Genomic DNA, 17,507 nt, shown 5'->3' with positions numbered 1-17,507 from the left:
CCCCTATAATATTTTCATTTTTAACCTTTTCTTTAGATTTCACTATACTGAATGACTGATAAACTCGCCCCAACGACTATCTCTCGTTTACTTCATTTTGTCAGTCGACAACCCCTCAGCCTTTCACGTTGGGCGGCCCGCGTGTTGGCGGCATTTTTGAATGTCTTTCAGCTCAGCAAGACCTCTCAGGTCATTCGCCTCAATTTAAATATTGCCCTGCCGCATTTAGATACGACCCAGCGTGAACAGCTGGCGCGTCAGGCCATTCGCAATGAACTCACCTCTTATTTTGAGTTTTTTAATATCTGGGGCGCAGAAAACCACAAGAATATTTCCCGCATTCATCAGGTGCATGGCGAACAGCTGTTACATGAGGCACTGGCTGCGCAAAAAGGCGTGGTACTGATTGTGCCGCATTTTGGCACCTGGGAAATCATGAATGCCTGGGTGGCGCAGCACACCGAAATGACCATCATGTATAAACCGGTGAAAAATCCATCGGCTGATGAGTTTGTCCGTAACGCTCGCAGCCGTGAACAGGCCAATCTGGTGCCGACCAATGACAGCGGTATTCGTCAGATTTTTAAGGCACTGAAACAAGGTGGAACCACAGTAATTTTGCCGGACCACACCCCGCATTTGGGGGGTGAAATGATTCACTATTTTGGCCTGCCACTTGAATCCAGCAACCTGAGTGCCAAGCTGATTCAAAAAACTAAAGCCGCTGCCCTGTTTCTGTATGCACTGCGCAATGAACAGCAAGGTTTTGATATTTTCATTGAAGCCATGGACGCACGGCTCTACGACTGTTCTGCCAATGAAGGCACCGCAATGATTCACCAGAAGATTGAACAGCTGATTGCCCAGCATCCGGAACATTATCACTGGAGTTATAAACGCTTTAAGGCACATCCAGCCTTAAGACGGATTTATGATATTCCTACGGATGAAGCCTTGGCGTTAATTCAAAATACCAAAGCTAATTCCGCTTAATCACGCCGCAGCCAAACCCGCATATGCCGATACGGTAGCACCTCATTCTCAGTGGGATAAAACTGGATGCTACCCTGCTGCGCGGTCTGCCATAAGGGAATTTTTAAGGCGTTCAGTCGGGCTTTTACCTGCGTGCTCGGATGGCCATAACGGTTATTCAGCCCCGCCGATGCAATTGCCAGTTTAGGCTCCAGCTGTTTTAAAAACTGGTAAGATGAACTGTGCCGGCTACCATGATGGCCAAGCACCAGCACATCCACTTTTAAATCCGGATAATCCTGTAATAACTGATATTCAGTCGGCCAGCCTGCATCGCCCATCAATAAAAAGCGTGAATAAGGCTGAGCCTGTGCAAACTCAACCAGCAGCACACAGGAACTTTCATTTTTCTGCTGTTCTACAGGATTTAACTGCTCCGGTTTCGGAGAGAGTACCTGTATCTGGATGCCCGGTTGCCACTGCCATTGCTGTCCCTGCCGGCAATAGTCAAAGCGACTGTCCGGATGTACCTCAAGCTGAGCATTGGCATAGACCTGTTGCACCTGCAACTGTGGCTTTAAGGTCTGATAGGCACCGCTATGATCCTGATCCAGATGGGTCAACCATAAATAATCTAACTGCTGCACGCCTTTGACACTTAAAAAGGGCTGGATAATCTGCCGGCCGATACTCCATTTCTGTTCATCATAATGACCGCCCATATCAATCATCATACTGTGTTCACGATAGCGTAAAAAGATCGCCTGCCCTTGCCCAACATCCAGCACACTAAGTTCCACCTGCCGAGAAAACTGATCCTGAAACAGCAAAGGCAACAAGCACAGCGCTGACCAGGCTTTAGGCACTAGACCTGCGGGAAGAAATAAAATCATCAGTCCCAGCACCAGACTCAGCAGCATCGGTGGGCTCAGCGCAACCGGAATCAGTTGCGGCACAAACAGCAAATCCAGCAACTGCAAACAACCCAATAACAGACTTAGCGCCAAGTCATTGAGCTGAAACAGCAACTGGCTCAGCGGTTCCGCCAGATAAAAACTTAAACCGGCCAGAATATCCAGCGGTACAGTCACCAGACCGATCCAGGGAATGGCCAATAGATTACTCAGCGGCGCAATCCAGGCAATCTGCTTGAAGAAGATGATCATCAGCGGAAACAGCGCAATAAAAATTTTCCATTGCGATTCAAATAACAGCCGGAAGCCCTGCCACAATTTCTGCATCAACGTCTGCTGCGGATGCACCGGTTGTTGCCGGAGGGTCTGGTAAATCCTTAACAGCACAAAGCAGGCGCCATAAGACAGCCAGAATGCCGCCGACAGCACACTCAACGGATCAAGCAGCAGCAATAACGAAGCACTACCAATCAGCAAAGACAGCGGCTGTATCGGCTGCTTTAGCAACAGGCAGGCGCCTGCCACCAGACAAATCAGTAAAGTCCTGAGCGCAGGAATTTCAAACCCAACATAGGCACAATATACAAATACACAGCCCATAAACGGCAGCAACAGCAGATAACTTCGGGGCAATTGCGCATATAATTCGGGCCAATAGCGAGTGACCAGGCGCTGCAGCACAAAACACAGCATGGCGGCAAAAATCAGCACATGCGGCCCGGAAATCGCCAGCAAATGACTCATCCCGAAACGCTGAAACTGCTGCTCGGTGGCTTCATCGAGTAAACTTTTATCGCCAGTCAGCAGTGCCAGTATTAAGCCGGGATGCTGCAATGCCTGCTGCTGGATAAAGTCACGAATCTGTAAACGCTGTGTTTCGATCCACAATTTAAATTGCGGCCAGAGTTGCTGATGCTGTCTTAAATGTGCCCCAAATCCCAGCCGATACAGTTCCGATTCAGTCAGTTCCACAATCGACTGGACCTGAAAGCCGCTCATGATATTTTGCTGGAGATACCACTGCTCTACATCAAACGCACCCGGAACGGCAAAACTGTGCGCCGGCAAGGTCTGCCCCTGTAAACGATAATAACGCCCCAGCTGTAGTTCCTGTTCAGCCGGCAGCAAGGCCAGCCATTGCACCGGCTGGCTATGCCGGTTCAGCACCTGAACCGGTTGCCGGAGCTGGCTGCTACCCAGCTGATTGATTTGCTGGACATAGACCACCACCTCTGCCGGCTGGCGGGTCAGTTCACGAAATATCAACCGCTCTTGCAACTGGTTTTGGGCAAAATTCAGCCCCAACAAAAATGTAATGACAAATGCCACACAGGTATTAATCAATTGGATGCCCAGATGGGACCAATGTAAAGCAGCTATTTGCTGTAAAAGCAGGATAATCAGTAACAGGCCTGACAACCAGAGCGGGAAATCCAGCATCGGCCATAGCGTTTTGCCCATACAGGCAATGCCTAAAATCCAGCCGGCACCCATGATTTTGAACATGTCGTTTTCTGTCTTATTTTTATTTTGAGCAAGCATAAAGCCCACCGGAGTGGGCTTCAAGGGTCATTGATCTGATAATCGGGTTTTAGTCGGGTACCCAGATGCCATCCTGCATATGCAAAATGGTATCGGCCGATTTGGCCAGCTCTTCATCATGGGTCACAATTAGCATGGCCATATTAAACTCACGGCGCAGCTCGCGTAACAGCTCAAAAATCTTGATGGCGGTTTTACGGTCCAGGTTCCCGGTCGGTTCATCAGCCAGCATGACTGCCGGCTTGGTGACAATGGCACGCGCCAAGGCCACACGCTGACGTTCACCACCCGACAGTTCACCCGGTTTATGGGTCAGTCGATGCGATAAGCCCACCCGATCCAGCAGATATTCGGCCTGCTGTTTCACTTCTTTAAAGTTACTTTCCTTACGCAGCATCAAGGGCATCGCCACATTTTCCAGCGCACTAAATTCAGGTAACAAATGGTGGAACTGATAAACAAAGCCCAGATACTGGTTACGCAAATAACCACGCTCAGCTTCGCCTAAATTGTCAAAACGCTGGCCATTTAAATAAACCTCGCCCTGACTTGGACGATCAAGCCCACCAAGGACGTGTAGCAAGGTACTTTTACCCGAACCACTGGCGCCGACAATCGACACAAATTGTCCCTGTTCGATTTTTAAATCGAGGCCGCGCAGCACATCTACTGTGGTTTTGCCATCAGTAAAATGTTTGGTGACCTGTTTGGCTTCTAGTACAGTTTTATTCATAACGAAGCGCCTCTGCAGGTTGAATTTTCGCCGCGCGTAACGCCGGATAAATTGTGGCCAGGAAACTTAAAATTAAAGACAGGCTGACAATGACCACGACATCTTGCCATCTTAAATGCGATGGTAAGTAGTTAATGAAATAGGCATCAAACAGATTCAAGCCCAAAACATTGTTCAGCCAGGCAATAAAACCACTGATGCTGGAGGCAAAAATAATTCCAAGAATCGCGCCGGAGACTGTCCCGATCACGCCAATCACGGTCCCTTGCACCATAAAGATTCGGGTAATCGTGCCCGGAGATGCACCTAAGGTCCGTAAAATTGCGATATCGGCTTTTTTGTCAGTCACCACCATCACCAGAGATGAGACAATATTAAAGGCTGCGACCAGAACGATTAAGAACAGTAACAGGCTGACCATGGCCTTTTCCATCTGAATCGCACTGAACAGGTTACCATGGGTATAGGTCCAGTCTGAAGCATAGAAATTGGCTGGCAGTTCACTCACAATGTCGTTGGCAACAGTAGGTGCGGCAAAAATATCGTCCAGCTTCATGCGTACGCCTTGTGCGCCATCCGGCAGACGTAACAGGGTCGAAGCATCATTCAGGGCGATATAGCCCATCATCGAATCAACTTCGGCACCAATGCTGAAAATCCCCACAATGGTAAAACGTTTAAAACGTGGCACCACACCGGCCGGTGATGGCGTTGCTTCAGGCAAGACCAAAGTAATACTGTCATTTAAACTGAGGCCCAAGGCATCGGTCATTTGCTTGCCCAGCACAATCCCAAACTCGCCTTTTTTCAGGTTATCAATGCTGCCTTCCACCATATGCTGATGAATAATCGAAACTTTCTTCTCATATTCCGGCTCGATACCGGTCACCATAATGCCGGAAACCTGACCGTGTGCGGTCAACATCCCCTGTAATTGGGTAAACGGTGCAGCACCTGTAACATGCTCATGTTGCTCAACTTTTTTTGCAAGTTCAGGCCAATCTGTTAAAATCTGGGTAGATGAAACAGTCGCTTGCGGAATCATCCCCAAGACCCGGTTCTTCAATTCACGGTCAAATCCGTTCATCACAGATAACACTGTAATCAGAACAGCAACACCTAAAGTGAGACCGATCATTGAAACCAGAGCAATAAAAGAAATAAAGTGATTACTGCGCCGAGCGCGCGTATATCTCAACCCTATATATAGCGAGATTGGTTTAAACATACCATCTAGTCCGAGGTAATACATTATGGAAAATTTACAGCATCAAAACGCTCAAAATGAACGTCGCGTGATGTCACGTATCGATGCTGCGTTGAGAATCAACTATCAGCTTATTTCTGATCAAGTTGCTCTTAATGATCCTTACGATCCTAATTTTATGTTGCCGCGTTATTTTCTACTACTCGCTGAATTAGATCAATTTGATCATGCGCTTAACTACGAATTAGAACAATTATCTGAAAAAGATCAACAAATTGCTCGAATCTTATCCTTATTCAACCAAAAATTAAACCTGATTACCGGTTCTTTATACGATGCAATTGTACAAAGCATGTTACCTGTACCAGAACAGGTCAACTTTTCCGAAAGCGGTTTAAGCTTCTACAGCGAGCGTGAAATTGCCGATGGCAGCTATATTCACGTGACCTTAAGTCATCCGGAAAATTTCTTTCATATTGCTGCAACTGCCCAGGTGGTCTATAGCAATGCCGAAGATAATGGCCGCTATCGTACCGGGGCCTATTTTATTACTTTACACCCGCAAGACCGCAGCAAACTGGCCGAAGTCATCCAGCAGTGTCAATCTAAATAAGTTTCAGGATGTGCCTGTTTACGTGCCAACGCCCGGCTTGCACGTAAATCATGGAAGAAATATAAGAACAAGCCAAACAATAAGACCAAAGCTCCGATCAGCACTGTCAAGCTCAGGGCTTCCTGATTCAGAAATGCACCAATTAGCAGGGCCAGCATTGGGGTCATGACAGTGGTCAGTGACAATGTGGTCGCCTGAATATTCTGTACCAGCTTAAAATAACAGAACATGGCAATCAGTGAAGCCATCACCACCGTATACAGTAAAGAGAATAAAGCCTTGGTTTCCGGAATTTCAGTCGGTGCATAAGGCCAGATTATTGGCAACATCAAAATTGCCATCAAGGTTGAAATCAGGATTGAACCAGTGGCCTGTGCCACAGGTTCCACCTTGGCATTCACTTTTTTGACCCAGAAAATGGACATGGCATAAATCAGCACGCTCAGCAGCATCAGACCAATCCCGACCGGCTGTACATGCTGGTTTTCTCCGCCCAGACAGATAATACCCAGTCCCAGCACTGCAACCAGCATCCCGAACCATTGCAGTTTTTTCAGACGCTGCTGAAAGGCAAAACGCCCAATCAGGCCGGCAATAATCGGCGCCAGACCAAACATCAGTGCAATCATGCCCGAACTTAAATAGCTGGTGGCCAGATAGGTAAAAATCTGGGAACCAAACAGGCTGCAGGAACCGGCCACATAACTGTGCAATGCCGTCTGATCAACCGGAAAACGCACTTTGAGTAGCAATAAAAAGACAAAGGCCAGCGGCAAGGCAATAAAAAAACGTAAAGCCAGCGCCCACAGCATATGCAAATCCGACACACTCCAGACAATCGCCAGCGGTGTCGAGGCCCAGATAAACACCAGCAGCATATAAGTCAGGGCAATATTATTTTTTGAAGGCATGTAATTCAGCCGGTTTTACGTTTTTGTTTTTGAATGGTCTGATCCAGACTGCTGGAAAATTCACGTTTATCGCGCTCAGAAATTGGCGGTGGCCCACCGGTCTGCACGCCAGCGCCGCGTAGAGTATCCATAAAATCACGTAAATGCAGCCGCGCTTTAACATTGGCAGTGGTATAGATTTCACCACGTGGATGAATCGCAATACCGCCCTTTTCAATCACCTGCGCTGCCAGTGGAATATCCTGAGTTACCACAATATCGTTGGCCTGCATCCGCTCAACAATTTCCTGATCGGCCGCATCTGCGCCGCTCATGACCTGCAGGGATTTAATCCGCACCGATGGAGTAATGCCCACATTCTGATTGGCTACAAAAATTACTTCGAGCTGATAGCGGTCAGAAGCCCGGATAATCACATCTTTTAAAATTCTTGGTAAGGCATCGGCATCCACCCACAGCTTAAATGGCAGCACTTTCAATTCCGGCAATTTTGATGTCCCTAGTGTAGCAAAATTCACTCAACGCCGCGGCGGGAAATACAGGCTTTTTCACCAAGATGCTGCTAGAGTAATAACACGCTGGATCAGCTGATTGTGCTTAAGCAGCTTAAGCTCATCTTTTGACTTTTCTCATCATTTCGGGCATTTTCAAAGGAGAAATCGGTGCCCAGACTTGAAAAATTTAAAACACCCTCGATTAAATAGATTAAGGCCACTCGACATTCTCTTAACGTGCTTATGAAAAATCAGAACAGACCAGACATCATTACCATTGAAGATCAAAGTTTTGGCAGCCATGTAGAGCATTGGACGCTGCTCACCGATCAGCCGAATGTTGATGTTCCCAAATGGTTAGGTCAGGCACTGGATGCACCCATCATGCCAATGGGGCTATGCGCACAAGAATGTGATATGGATGACAGCACCTGGCTGATTCAGGGTCCGGTCAAACAGCCGATTCAACTGGCGCAGGTCATTGCCGTAGAGGCCAATCAGCCGAAAGCGGTTAAAACGGCCTTTCCATGTTTTGAAAGCCCGTATAAAACCCCGGTGACCATTGAACGGATTATTAGCTGCCCTTCCAATACCCAGGCGGTTTTGGGATTAAATCTGGGTGAAAACACCACGGTCTATGCCTTTGACAGTCTGTATAGCGTCAATCACCACCAGTACCAAAAAGACCAGACTTATATCGCGCATCTGAATGGTTGGGCTTACGAGCTGGAAGCCGTGGCAGAAGATGAGCAACTGATTGTTGATGATCCTGCCTCGATTAAACATCACCGTGCCTTAAATGATATTCTGGCGGCCAATAATGGTGTTGCCCCGGCCAATTTGCAGGAACAGATTGACGCCTGGGAGCCAAAATCTGAAGAAGATAAAGCCCCGGTGACCGTGAATTTCTCCAAAATGGTGGCCTATTTATATGGTGAAGTCTTAGGACAGGAAGATGAAGCCTGGTTCCAGGGCAATGTGGTCGGTAAAACCCAAGCACAGTTTATGAATCAGGATTACACCCTGTATGATGTCTGCCTGATTCATGAAGACAACCAGCCAGCCACTTTAATCCGTATTGCGACCAAAGAACCCAAGTTTGCTGATTTTGAAATTGGCCAGTTCATTCGCGGCAATATCTGGATTCAGGTCAGTATTTACGCGAAAAAACAATAATTTATATTTAAAGAAAGACCTGCTTCAATATGAGCTTTCAGCTTGAAGCAGGTCTTTTTTGTATCTTTTGAATTTATTTGATTATATTTTATCCACAGTTTTATTCTAAATAGCACTATTTTAAATTCAAAAATCACTTATTTATCCACAGTTTTAAATTTTAAAGCTTATTATTTAATCTCTATTGATTTTCATAGACTTAGATTAAATCTGTTTAAAAATTGAATATTGAATAAATCCGGTCAACAGAATGAAGAGATGATGTTCTGATTTTAAATCGGCTGAAAAGTTTATTAAGGAAAATGTATTTAGTACTTTATTTAACCAATTTTTTATGTTAATAATATGTGACAAATCGAAAGTATCAACGATAAATAGATCACTGGAATATAATATCTATGAAAATCGTGCAAGAAGAAAACTTACAATCTGTTGAACATCAAATGGGTCAGCGTTATCGTCTGGATAAAATGTCCTGCCTGTTTTTTGTTCTGGGCATGATGATTTCTGCCTACCTGCTGCATCAATTTATTTTTTAATCCGTATTCCATATCCCATAAAAAAAGCCCATCCTGATGATGGGCTTTTTCGTATACGCTGGATTAGCCGTTGCGTTTGGCAAAGTCATCCATAAAGTTAACCAGTGCCTGAACACCTTCAAGTGGCACGGCATTATAAATGCTGGCACGCATACCACCAACTGAACGGTGACCAGCCAGATTCAACAGATGATTGGCTTCCGCTTCTTGCAGGAACTGTTTTTCCAGATCGGCATTGGCCAACGTAAATGGTACGTTCATGATCGAACGGTTGGCTTCAACAATCGGGTTGGCGTAGAAATCGCTTGAATCGATATAACCATAAAGCAGTTTGGCTTTTTCAAGGTTGGTCTGATGCATGGCATCAACCCCACCATTTTCCAGTAACCATTCAAAAACCAGACCAGATAAATACCAGGCATAGGTCGATGGCGTATTCACCATTGAACCATTTTTCGACTGATCTGAATATTTCAGGATGCTTGGAATTTCCGGCTTGGCCTGATCCAGTAAATCTTCACGGATAATCACCAGGGTTAAACCTGCCGGGCCAATATTTTTCTGTGCACCCGCATAAATTAAACCAAACTTGCTAACATCTAGCGGTGCAGACAGAATGCTAGATGAATAGTCACACACCAACGGCTTGTCGGTTTCAGGAATGCTGGCAAATTGCAGACCACCAATGGTTTCATTGTCGGCATAATGCACATAAGCTGCATCTGCAGATAAATCCCACTCGCTTTGCGCGCTAATCGCATGTTTACCATCAATCTGAATACCTGCGTTCACGACATGAATATCGCCATAACGCTGTGCTTCTTTTAATGCTTTTTCAGACCAGATACCGGTATGGATATAATCGGCCTTGTTATTTTTACCGAGCAGGTTTAATGGAATTGCCGAGAATTGTAAGGATGCCCCACCCTGCAAGAACAGTACTTTATAGTTCTCAGGAATGTTCATGAGTTTGCGTAAATCGGCTTCTGCTTTTTCTGCAACCGCAACATAATCTTTGCTACGATGGCTCATTTCCATGATCGAAAGGCCTTTGCCGTGCCAGTCCAGCATTTCTGCTTGAGCTTTTTCTAATACGGCAGTGGGTAATGCAGCAGGGCCAGCACAGAAGTTGTACGCGCGCATGATTTTTCCTTGTCAAGGTGAAACACAATAAAATAGGCATTTAACCACATCTTGCTCAGGCTTGCACAAAATTATTTCAATCTTGGCACGCAGATACAGTCGAAAAATCAATATAGATTCACAAGATAATTTGAAATTTTCCAGCAGATTGGAAACCTATCTCACTCTATATCTAGCCCAATGTGGATGACCTCTTTCTATTACTTAAATACATTTTGCACTGATCTTGAATATATATGCAGTAATACGCAGCGATCTGGTAAAGCTTAGTAAAATGTAGTGATTAAGAGTGCACTCACTCACCAAATACCTGAATATTCAAGTTGCGGATTTTACTGCTACCGCCCGGCTGGTCAAAGCTGACGTCATATTGCACCAGATTTTTCGGATATGCATATTCATAGCTAATCTTGTACTGACCCGGCTGATTACTACCGGTTTCAATACTTTTGGTCATTAGGGTACGCGATTTATATTCGCCTTTTGGAATCACCTTGGCAAAGCGTTTCATGACTTTCTGGTTGTCCTGAAAATGGCTTTTGAGTTCTGGTTCGAGATGATTCAGAAACTGCTCGAACTCGCCATCACGTAAATTGTCATAGGCCGCCTGTGCCACCTGTTCCTGCTGCGGACTCGGATTTGGAATGGCGTCCATGGCTTTTTGACCCAGCTGATCACATCCGGCCAAAGCCAGAACACTCAAGCCTATCCATAATTTAAGCTGCATATCGGGTTATTCCTGTACGGTACTGTGTAAAAAAGGACGCCGAAGCGTCCTTTTCATGAGAAGAAAAATTATTCTTCAGCCGGTTTTTCATCCTGCTCAGCAGCTGCTGCATCGGTCTCTAGCGTATCTAAAGCTGTATTTTCATCAGCTAAATCTTCAGAAAATTCATCTTCTTCCACGGCTTCAATCGCTTCTACACCCACCAAGGTTTCATTTTCACCTAAACGGATTAAACGTACACCTTGCGCATTACGACCAGTTTCTGCCACTTCCGAAGCACGGGTACGTACCAGCGTACCGCCATCCGAAATCAGCATCAATTCTTTCGAAGCATCAATGGCCACCGCGCCGACCAGTTCACCGTTACGTTCAGAGGTCTTGATTGCAATTACACCCTTACCGCCACGTTTTTTGGTCGGGAAGTCATCGACCGGAGTACGTTTACCATAACCATTGGCGGATGCACACAGCACTTCACCGGTTTCTGGTACCACGACCAGCGATACAATCCGGCTCACAAAATTGCTGTCGGTTGCATCATCTTCGCTATCGGCTGTATCGTCTTCGGCTTCTTCCGCTTGCGCTGCCCCAATGGTGACACGCATACCACGCACACCCTTGGCTGAACGGCCCATGGCACGAACATCAGTTTCAGCAAAACGGATCGCCTTACCTTCATTCGAGAACAGCATGATTTGCTGTTCGCCATCGGTAATCGCCACGCCAATCAGGGTGTCTTCTTCGTTCAGTTCAATAGCACGTAAACCGTTAGAACGCACATTGCTGAACTGCTCCAGCTCGACACGTTTAACCGTACCAGACGCTGTTGCCATAAACACATAGAAGTTTTTGCGCAGATTTTCAGCCTGCTCGGCAAATTCTGCAACAATTTCATCATCCAGGTCTGTGGCTGACAGCTCTAGGCCCAGCTGCTTTAACTGAACACGCAAGGCATCCGACAGATCATCACCATCTGCCAGTTCTGCAAATGCGGCTTCAAGTTCGGCATAATGGCTAGCAATTACTTGATTTTGCTGTAATTGTACTGAGTTGGCTTTCACAAAACTACGGAAATCGGCCAGACGCTCTTTGAATTTCTTCGGTGCATCAATTACTGGCAGAATCGCGGTAATGGTTTCATTGGCATCTAATGGCAACAGGTTGACCATTGGACGGCCTTTCGAACCACGTGAAGCTTGTGGCACTTCAAATACTTTCAGGCGATAGACCTTACCGACATCGGTAAAGCACAGTACGGTCGCGTGGTTCGAGGTGACAATCAGATGCTGGATATAATCATCTTCTTTCATGCTTGTGGCAGACTTACCACGACCACCACGGCGCTGAGCCTGATAATCGGACAATGGCTGAGTCTTGGCATAACCGGATTGTGAAACGGTTAACACCACCTGCTCTTCAGGAATTAAATCTTCACGCGAGAAGTCGATGCGGGATTCAACAATTTCAGTGCGACGTGCATCGCCATATTGCTGCAATACCAGCGCCAGCTCTTCACGAATCACCGCCATCAATAAATTAAAGTCATTTAAAATAGCAGTGTATTCAGCGATTTGCGCCAGAATTTCAGAATATTCTGCATGTAACTTGTCTTGTTCCAGACCGGTTAAGCGGTGTAAACGCAGTTCCAGAATCGCACCGACCTGCGCTGGAGAAAGACGATAAACATCTCCATCCAAACCAAATGGACGGCTTAAATCTTCACCTTCAATTTCATCCGGGCGAATAGACACGGAACCGGCTTTTTCCAGCAATGCCACCACACCACCAGCGGCCCATTCGCCAGCCTGTAAACGCTCACGCGCTTCGGCCGGGTTGGCAGAAGTTTTAATGGTTTCGATGATGGCATCAATATTCGCCAAAGCAACGGTCAGACCTTCCAAGATATGACCGCGTTCACGTGCTTTGCGCAGTTCATACATGGTACGGCGAGTCACCACTTCCTGGCGGTGACGGATAAACGCAGCAATGATGTCTTTCAGGTTCATCAGTTTTGGCTGGCCGTTGTCGAGGCAGACCATGTTGATACTGAACGAGTTTTCCAGCTGCGTGTTCAGGAACAGGTTATTGACGATGACTTCGGCGTTCTCACCACGTTTCAAGTCAATCGCAATGCGCATACCGTCTTTATCGGACTCGTCACGTAACTCCGAGATTCCTTCCAGTTTTTTCTCTTTAACCAGTTCAGCAATACGCTCAATGGTTTTGGCTTTGTTAACCTGATACGGAATTTCAGTAAAGACAATGGTGGTACGACCAGATTTCTGGTCTTCTTCAAAATGATATTTACCACGGATATGCAAACGGCCTTTACCGGTACGGTAAGCATCGACAATGCCCGATTTACCGTAAATGATGCCGCCTGTCGGGAAGTCTGGACCACTGATGTGTTCCATCAGGCCTTCAATGCTGATATTCGGATTATCGGCATAGGCCAGGCAGGCATTAATCACTTCGGTAAGGTTATGCGGTGCCATATTGGTCGCCATACCGACGGCAATACCGGCAGAACCATTCACCAGCAGGTTTGGAATACGGGTTGGCAGAACGTCAGGAATACGCTCCGAGCCATCGTAGTTATCGACCCAATCTACGGTATCTTTTTCCAGATCGGCCAGGAGTTCATGGGCCAGCTTGGTCATACGTACTTCGGTATAACGCATTGCGGCCGCACTATCGCCATCAATCGAACCGAAGTTACCCTGACCATCCACCAGTTGATAACGCAGACTGAAGTCTTGCGCCATACGAACGATGGTTTCATAGACTGCGAAATCGCCGTGTGGATGGTATTTACCGATCACATCACCCACAACACGGGCAGACTTTTTGTAGGCTTTGTTGTAGTCATTGCCCAATTCGTGCATTGCATAAAGCACACGACGATGAACAGGTTTTAAACCATCTCGTACATCTGGCAATGCCCGTGACACAATCACGCTCATTGCATAATCGAGATATGAATGCTTGAGTTCATCCTCAATGGCAATCGGTCTAATTTCCGATACGCTCATGCATACTCCTTGTTATACAAGCAGATTTCTGCCCGCATTTTATATCGTAAATTTGGCAAAAAATTTAACTCAAAACTTGAGTTAAAAAACGAAAATTTAGCTGGGAATTATAGCATAAATAGTCCTATTTTTGTGTCATCCTGTTCATCTTAATCTTGTTAATTTTCTAATGTTTAAAGATGAGTTTTTGGTACATTTTTAAGCTATTTTTGCCAATCGGTCTTGCAGCTACTTTTCATCAGCATATCCAGCTGTGAAATCCATCGCGCCACATGGCATTTCTGCTCATTTGATCAATATTGCGCTATGCATAAAATATACGCTTTGCGACAAAATTGGCCTTGGATCAAGCAATCTTCTTTTTTGAAATAAAAGACATAAAAAAATCATGCCTCGGACAAGGCATGATTTATATTTGAGAGCATGATGTGAAACCCACTTAGTTCTTGGCCACCGCTTCGTGATCATCCAGCTCCAGATATACTGGCTCGGCCACCACTGGCGGTTTATCCTGCTTCATAATATGCAGAGTCATCATGAATAAGCCCAGGATTAACGGGAATTCATACATTTCTTCCATAAAATCTTTATAAGCCACATCGTGCAGGAAAATAAAGCTGATGGCACGGCCATGTTCGATAGAATCTGCGGCAATTAGACCGACTACACTCAAAATTAAAACCCAGAGCGGCAAGGATACCGACTTAAATTTACGCACAATTTCGGCACGCAAATGACGAGAGAACAGCATAAACACCACAGGCGCAATCAGCACAATTGAAATCGCTCTGAAATACACTTTCGGCACTTCCGGAAAATAATCTCGCCCCCAGCTGATACTGCGGCCAAACAACAATAGCCACCAGCAAATTGCCCATAACCAGAACTGCTTTTGTCCATCCGCCAAATCAAAAGGACGGATATAAAAATAACTGAATATTGCACAGAACAATAATAAGAAAGCCTGAACATTTTCAACGCCACGCACGAGCTGACCATCTAAAACTGGCAGATGCAAATCGACCAGGAATGGCAAACCTAGACACAGCAGAAATAAGATAAAGACTTGATTGGACAATCGGGTATCAAAACTCAATGGGAGACTCCGGCTGACGAAATCAGAGATTTCAAAAACCGGCATACTAGCATAATTTTTAGACTCTTCTGCTGTTTATTGAATTTAACAATACTAAAAATGTTAAATTTTGATGAATTCCGATAAAAAATTACAGAATAAAAAACGCCCCTGAACAAAACAGCAAAGTAAAAACTTTTACTGCTTGCGCAAGAGCGTCTTTTTAACCGAAGTTCAGGAATTAGATTTTAGAAACCAATTCTGGAACTACAGTGTTCAAGTCACCTACTAACCAGTAGTCAGCTACTGCGTTAATTGGTGCTTCTTCATCTTTGTTGATCGCAACGATCACTTTAGAATCTTTCATACCGGCCAAGTGCTGGATCGCACCTGAGATACCCACAGCGATGTACAGATCAGGCGCAACAATTTTACCTGTTTGACCAACCTGCATATCGTTTGGAACGAAGCCCGCGTCAACCGCTGCACGAGATGCACCTTGTGCTGCACCCAGTTTGTCTGCCAGTGGATCAAGTACTTTGTGATAGTTCTCACCTGAACCTACACCACGACCACCAGATACTACAATACGCGCAGCTGTTAATTCAGGACGTTCAGATTTCACGATTTCTTCGTTCACAAACTTAGAAATACCTGCATCGCCTGTAGAAGCTGCTGCTTCAACCGCAGCTGAACCACCTTCCGCAGCAACCGCATCAAATGCTGTACCACGTACAGTACCTACAACAATTGCTTCTGAAGATTCAACAGTTGCAATCGCGTTACCTGCATAAATTGGACGCTTGAATGTGTTTGGGCTGTCCACTGCAATAATGTCAGTAATCATGCTGACATCCAGCAATGCTGCAGCGCGAGGTAAAATGTTTTTACCTGTCGTTGTAGATGCTGCAAGGATATGGCTATAGCCTTTACCCAATTCAGCAACCAGTTTTGCGACATTTTCAGCCAGCTGATTTGCATAGGCAGCATCATCAGCCAGTAATACTTTGCTCACGCCCGCAACTTTAGCTGCCTGATCAGCAACTGCTTGCGCGCCAGAACCAGCAACCAATACAGTGATATCACCACCGATTTTTTGAGCTGCAGCCACAACGTTTAACGTTGCACCATTTAGTGCTTTGTTGTCGTGCTCAGCGATAACTAAAATACTCATGATTTATATCCTTCTGTATTAGATCACTTTCGCTTCATTTTTTAATTTTTCAACAAGCTCATCTACAGACTTCACTTGTACGCCCGCTTTACGTTCAGCTGGTGACTCAACTTTTACAGTTTTCAGTTTAGTCCCGGCTGATACACCGTAATCTGCAGGAGACTTGGTATCCAGCGGTTTTTTACGCGCTTTCATAATGTTTGGAAGTGCCGCATAACGTGGCTCATTCAAACGCAAGTCAGTCGTGATGATTGCTGGCAGTGATAATTCAACAGTTTGTAAACCGCCATCGATTTCACGTGTCACTTGTACTTTGTCGCCGTCTACTTTCACTTCAGAAGCGAATGTACCTTGACCTGCGCCCAGTAAAGCACCCAACATCTGACCCACCTGGTTTGAGTCATCATCGATTGCCTGTTTACCTAAAAGGATCAGTTGTGGCTGCTCTTGCTCAACAACACCTTTTAAAATTTTAGCCACTTCAAGTGCGCCAATTTCATCTGCAGTTTCAACTAAAATACCGCGGTCAGCACCAAGCGCCATAGCAGAACGGATTTGTTCCTGCGCTTCTTTAGGACCGATAGAAACAACAACGATTTCTGAAACTGTTCCTTTTTCTTTTAGACGAACCGCTTCTTCCACGGCGATTTCACAGAATGGGTTAATTGACATTTTAACGTTAGTAAGGTCAACCCCACTATTGTCCGGTTTAACGCGAACTTTAACGTTGGCATCAACCACACGTTTTACAGCAACAAGAGCCTTCATGTAATCCTCGGCTGTTTTAGTAAATGTAAAAGATGAGAAAAGTTAAGATAACTCTTCACTTAAATTTTTGTAGGTGTCTTATCTTGCAATGGGTTTGGCATTTCGGTCAAGTCACAATTGCCCAAGAAGCTGTAAAAATGCGTAAAAATAGCTGAACGTTGCGTTCATACTTTTTTCATCCAGCTTAACCCAGCTATATTTCAGCCAGATTAAGCTATATTTTAACCATTGATTTATATTATCTTTTTATCTTATGTATCACATCAGTTGTTCTGATTAACTAGCCAGCACAATAAAATGAATTATTATTCATTTTTTAACATAGCAGACCGAAACCTGGCTATTTTGATGTCATTTAGGATAGCAGTTTGTATCCCCTGCCAGACTTTGGTCTAAGATGACCATCGGTTCATTTCTGTTTTTGTAACAATTCTCTTTTTCACGCTCTCCATATAAAAAAGCATGTCGACCTAGGACATGCTTTTTC

At 45.3% G+C, this 17,507-nt stretch carries 15 protein-coding genes; 4 read left to right on the top strand and 11 right to left on the bottom strand.

Annotated features, from left to right (window positions below; genetic code table 11):
* Window positions 1-51: 51 nt before the first annotated feature.
* Complete coding sequence (locus FTU67_RS01015) at window positions 52-993, top strand: lysophospholipid acyltransferase family protein (RefSeq protein ID WP_160243428.1); 942 nt, start codon at window positions 52-54, stop codon at window positions 991-993.
* Here the strand turns inward: FTU67_RS01015 and FTU67_RS01010 are convergent.
* The 3 genes from FTU67_RS01010 to FTU67_RS01000 all read right to left on the bottom strand — a co-directional run bounded on the left by FTU67_RS01010 (window position 990) and on the right by FTU67_RS01000 (window position 5,389).
* Window positions 990-3,392, bottom strand: coding sequence for a DNA internalization-related competence protein ComEC/Rec2 (locus FTU67_RS01010; RefSeq protein WP_168416285.1), 2,403 nt, complete (start codon window positions 3,390-3,392; stop codon window positions 990-992). The genes FTU67_RS01015 and FTU67_RS01010 overlap by 4 nt on opposite strands.
* An 85-nt stretch (window positions 3,393-3,477) precedes the next feature.
* Window positions 3,478-4,161 carry a lipoprotein-releasing ABC transporter ATP-binding protein LolD gene (gene lolD, locus FTU67_RS01005; protein ID WP_005176563.1) on the bottom strand — a complete coding sequence of 228 codons (684 nt, stop codon included), beginning with the start codon at window positions 4,159-4,161 and terminating at the stop codon, window positions 3,478-3,480.
* Complete coding sequence (locus FTU67_RS01000; protein ID WP_005176562.1) at window positions 4,154-5,389, bottom strand: lipoprotein-releasing ABC transporter permease subunit; 1,236 nt, start codon at window positions 5,387-5,389, stop codon at window positions 4,154-4,156. Before FTU67_RS01000 ends, lolD begins: the two co-directional genes overlap by 8 nt.
* Window positions 5,390-5,414: 25 nt before the next feature.
* Between FTU67_RS01000 and FTU67_RS00995 the strand changes: the two genes are divergently transcribed.
* Window positions 5,415-5,981, top strand: a complete 567-nt coding sequence (locus FTU67_RS00995; RefSeq protein WP_005176561.1) for a PilZ domain-containing protein — start codon at window positions 5,415-5,417, stop codon at window positions 5,979-5,981.
* On the opposite strand, the gene FTU67_RS00990 is transcribed toward FTU67_RS00995, so the two are convergent.
* Both FTU67_RS00990 and FTU67_RS00985 read right to left on the bottom strand, forming a co-directional pair.
* On the bottom strand, window positions 5,969-6,892 hold the full coding sequence (locus FTU67_RS00990; protein WP_104471252.1) for a DMT family transporter: 924 nt from the start codon (window positions 6,890-6,892) through the stop codon (window positions 5,969-5,971). The two genes, FTU67_RS00995 and FTU67_RS00990, sit on opposite strands and share 13 nt — an antisense overlap.
* A gap of 5 nt (window positions 6,893-6,897) precedes the next feature.
* A complete protein-coding gene (locus FTU67_RS00985; RefSeq protein WP_005176559.1) occupies window positions 6,898-7,365 on the bottom strand; it encodes a YaiI/YqxD family protein in 468 nt (155 codons plus the stop codon).
* 264 nt (window positions 7,366-7,629) lie between these two features.
* Between FTU67_RS00985 and FTU67_RS00980 the strand changes: the two genes are divergently transcribed.
* A complete protein-coding gene (locus FTU67_RS00980) occupies window positions 7,630-8,562 on the top strand; it encodes a hypothetical protein (RefSeq protein ID WP_075168247.1) in 933 nt (310 codons plus the stop codon).
* 398 nt (window positions 8,563-8,960) lie between these two features.
* Window positions 8,961-9,101, top strand: coding sequence for a hypothetical protein (locus tag FTU67_RS00975; RefSeq protein ID WP_005176552.1), 141 nt, complete (start codon window positions 8,961-8,963; stop codon window positions 9,099-9,101).
* Between the two features lie 63 nt (window positions 9,102-9,164).
* On the opposite strand, the gene serC is transcribed toward FTU67_RS00975, so the two are convergent.
* From serC to FTU67_RS00945, 6 genes are all read right to left on the bottom strand, one after another.
* Entirely contained in the window at window positions 9,165-10,244 is a 1,080-nt protein-coding gene (gene serC / locus FTU67_RS00970) for a 3-phosphoserine/phosphohydroxythreonine transaminase (RefSeq protein WP_180061314.1), read from the bottom strand.
* 295 nt (window positions 10,245-10,539) lie between these two features.
* Window positions 10,540-10,971, bottom strand: coding sequence for a DUF3887 domain-containing protein (locus tag FTU67_RS00965; protein ID WP_104488818.1), 432 nt, complete (start codon window positions 10,969-10,971; stop codon window positions 10,540-10,542).
* Between the two features lie 68 nt (window positions 10,972-11,039).
* Window positions 11,040-14,003, bottom strand: coding sequence for a DNA gyrase subunit A (gene gyrA / locus FTU67_RS00960; RefSeq protein WP_180061313.1), 2,964 nt, complete (start codon window positions 14,001-14,003; stop codon window positions 11,040-11,042).
* A 439-nt stretch (window positions 14,004-14,442) separates the two neighbouring features.
* Window positions 14,443-15,144 carry a hypothetical protein gene (locus tag FTU67_RS00955; RefSeq protein ID WP_180061312.1) on the bottom strand — a complete coding sequence of 234 codons (702 nt, stop codon included), beginning with the start codon at window positions 15,142-15,144 and terminating at the stop codon, window positions 14,443-14,445.
* A 175-nt stretch (window positions 15,145-15,319) separates the two neighbouring features.
* Window positions 15,320-16,252, bottom strand: a complete 933-nt coding sequence (locus FTU67_RS00950) for an FAD-binding protein (protein WP_005176532.1) — start codon at window positions 16,250-16,252, stop codon at window positions 15,320-15,322.
* A gap of 18 nt (window positions 16,253-16,270) precedes the next feature.
* A complete protein-coding gene (locus FTU67_RS00945) occupies window positions 16,271-17,020 on the bottom strand; it encodes an electron transfer flavoprotein subunit beta/FixA family protein (protein WP_005176529.1) in 750 nt (249 codons plus the stop codon).
* Window positions 17,021-17,507 lie beyond the last annotated feature (487 nt).

This window comes from Acinetobacter sp. YH12132, assembly GCF_013418645.1.
Classification (GTDB): Bacteria; Pseudomonadota; Gammaproteobacteria; order Pseudomonadales; family Moraxellaceae; genus Acinetobacter; species Acinetobacter indicus.
The sequence above is the reverse complement of the archived record's forward strand: the minus strand, read 5'-3'. Positions and strand labels throughout refer to the sequence as shown.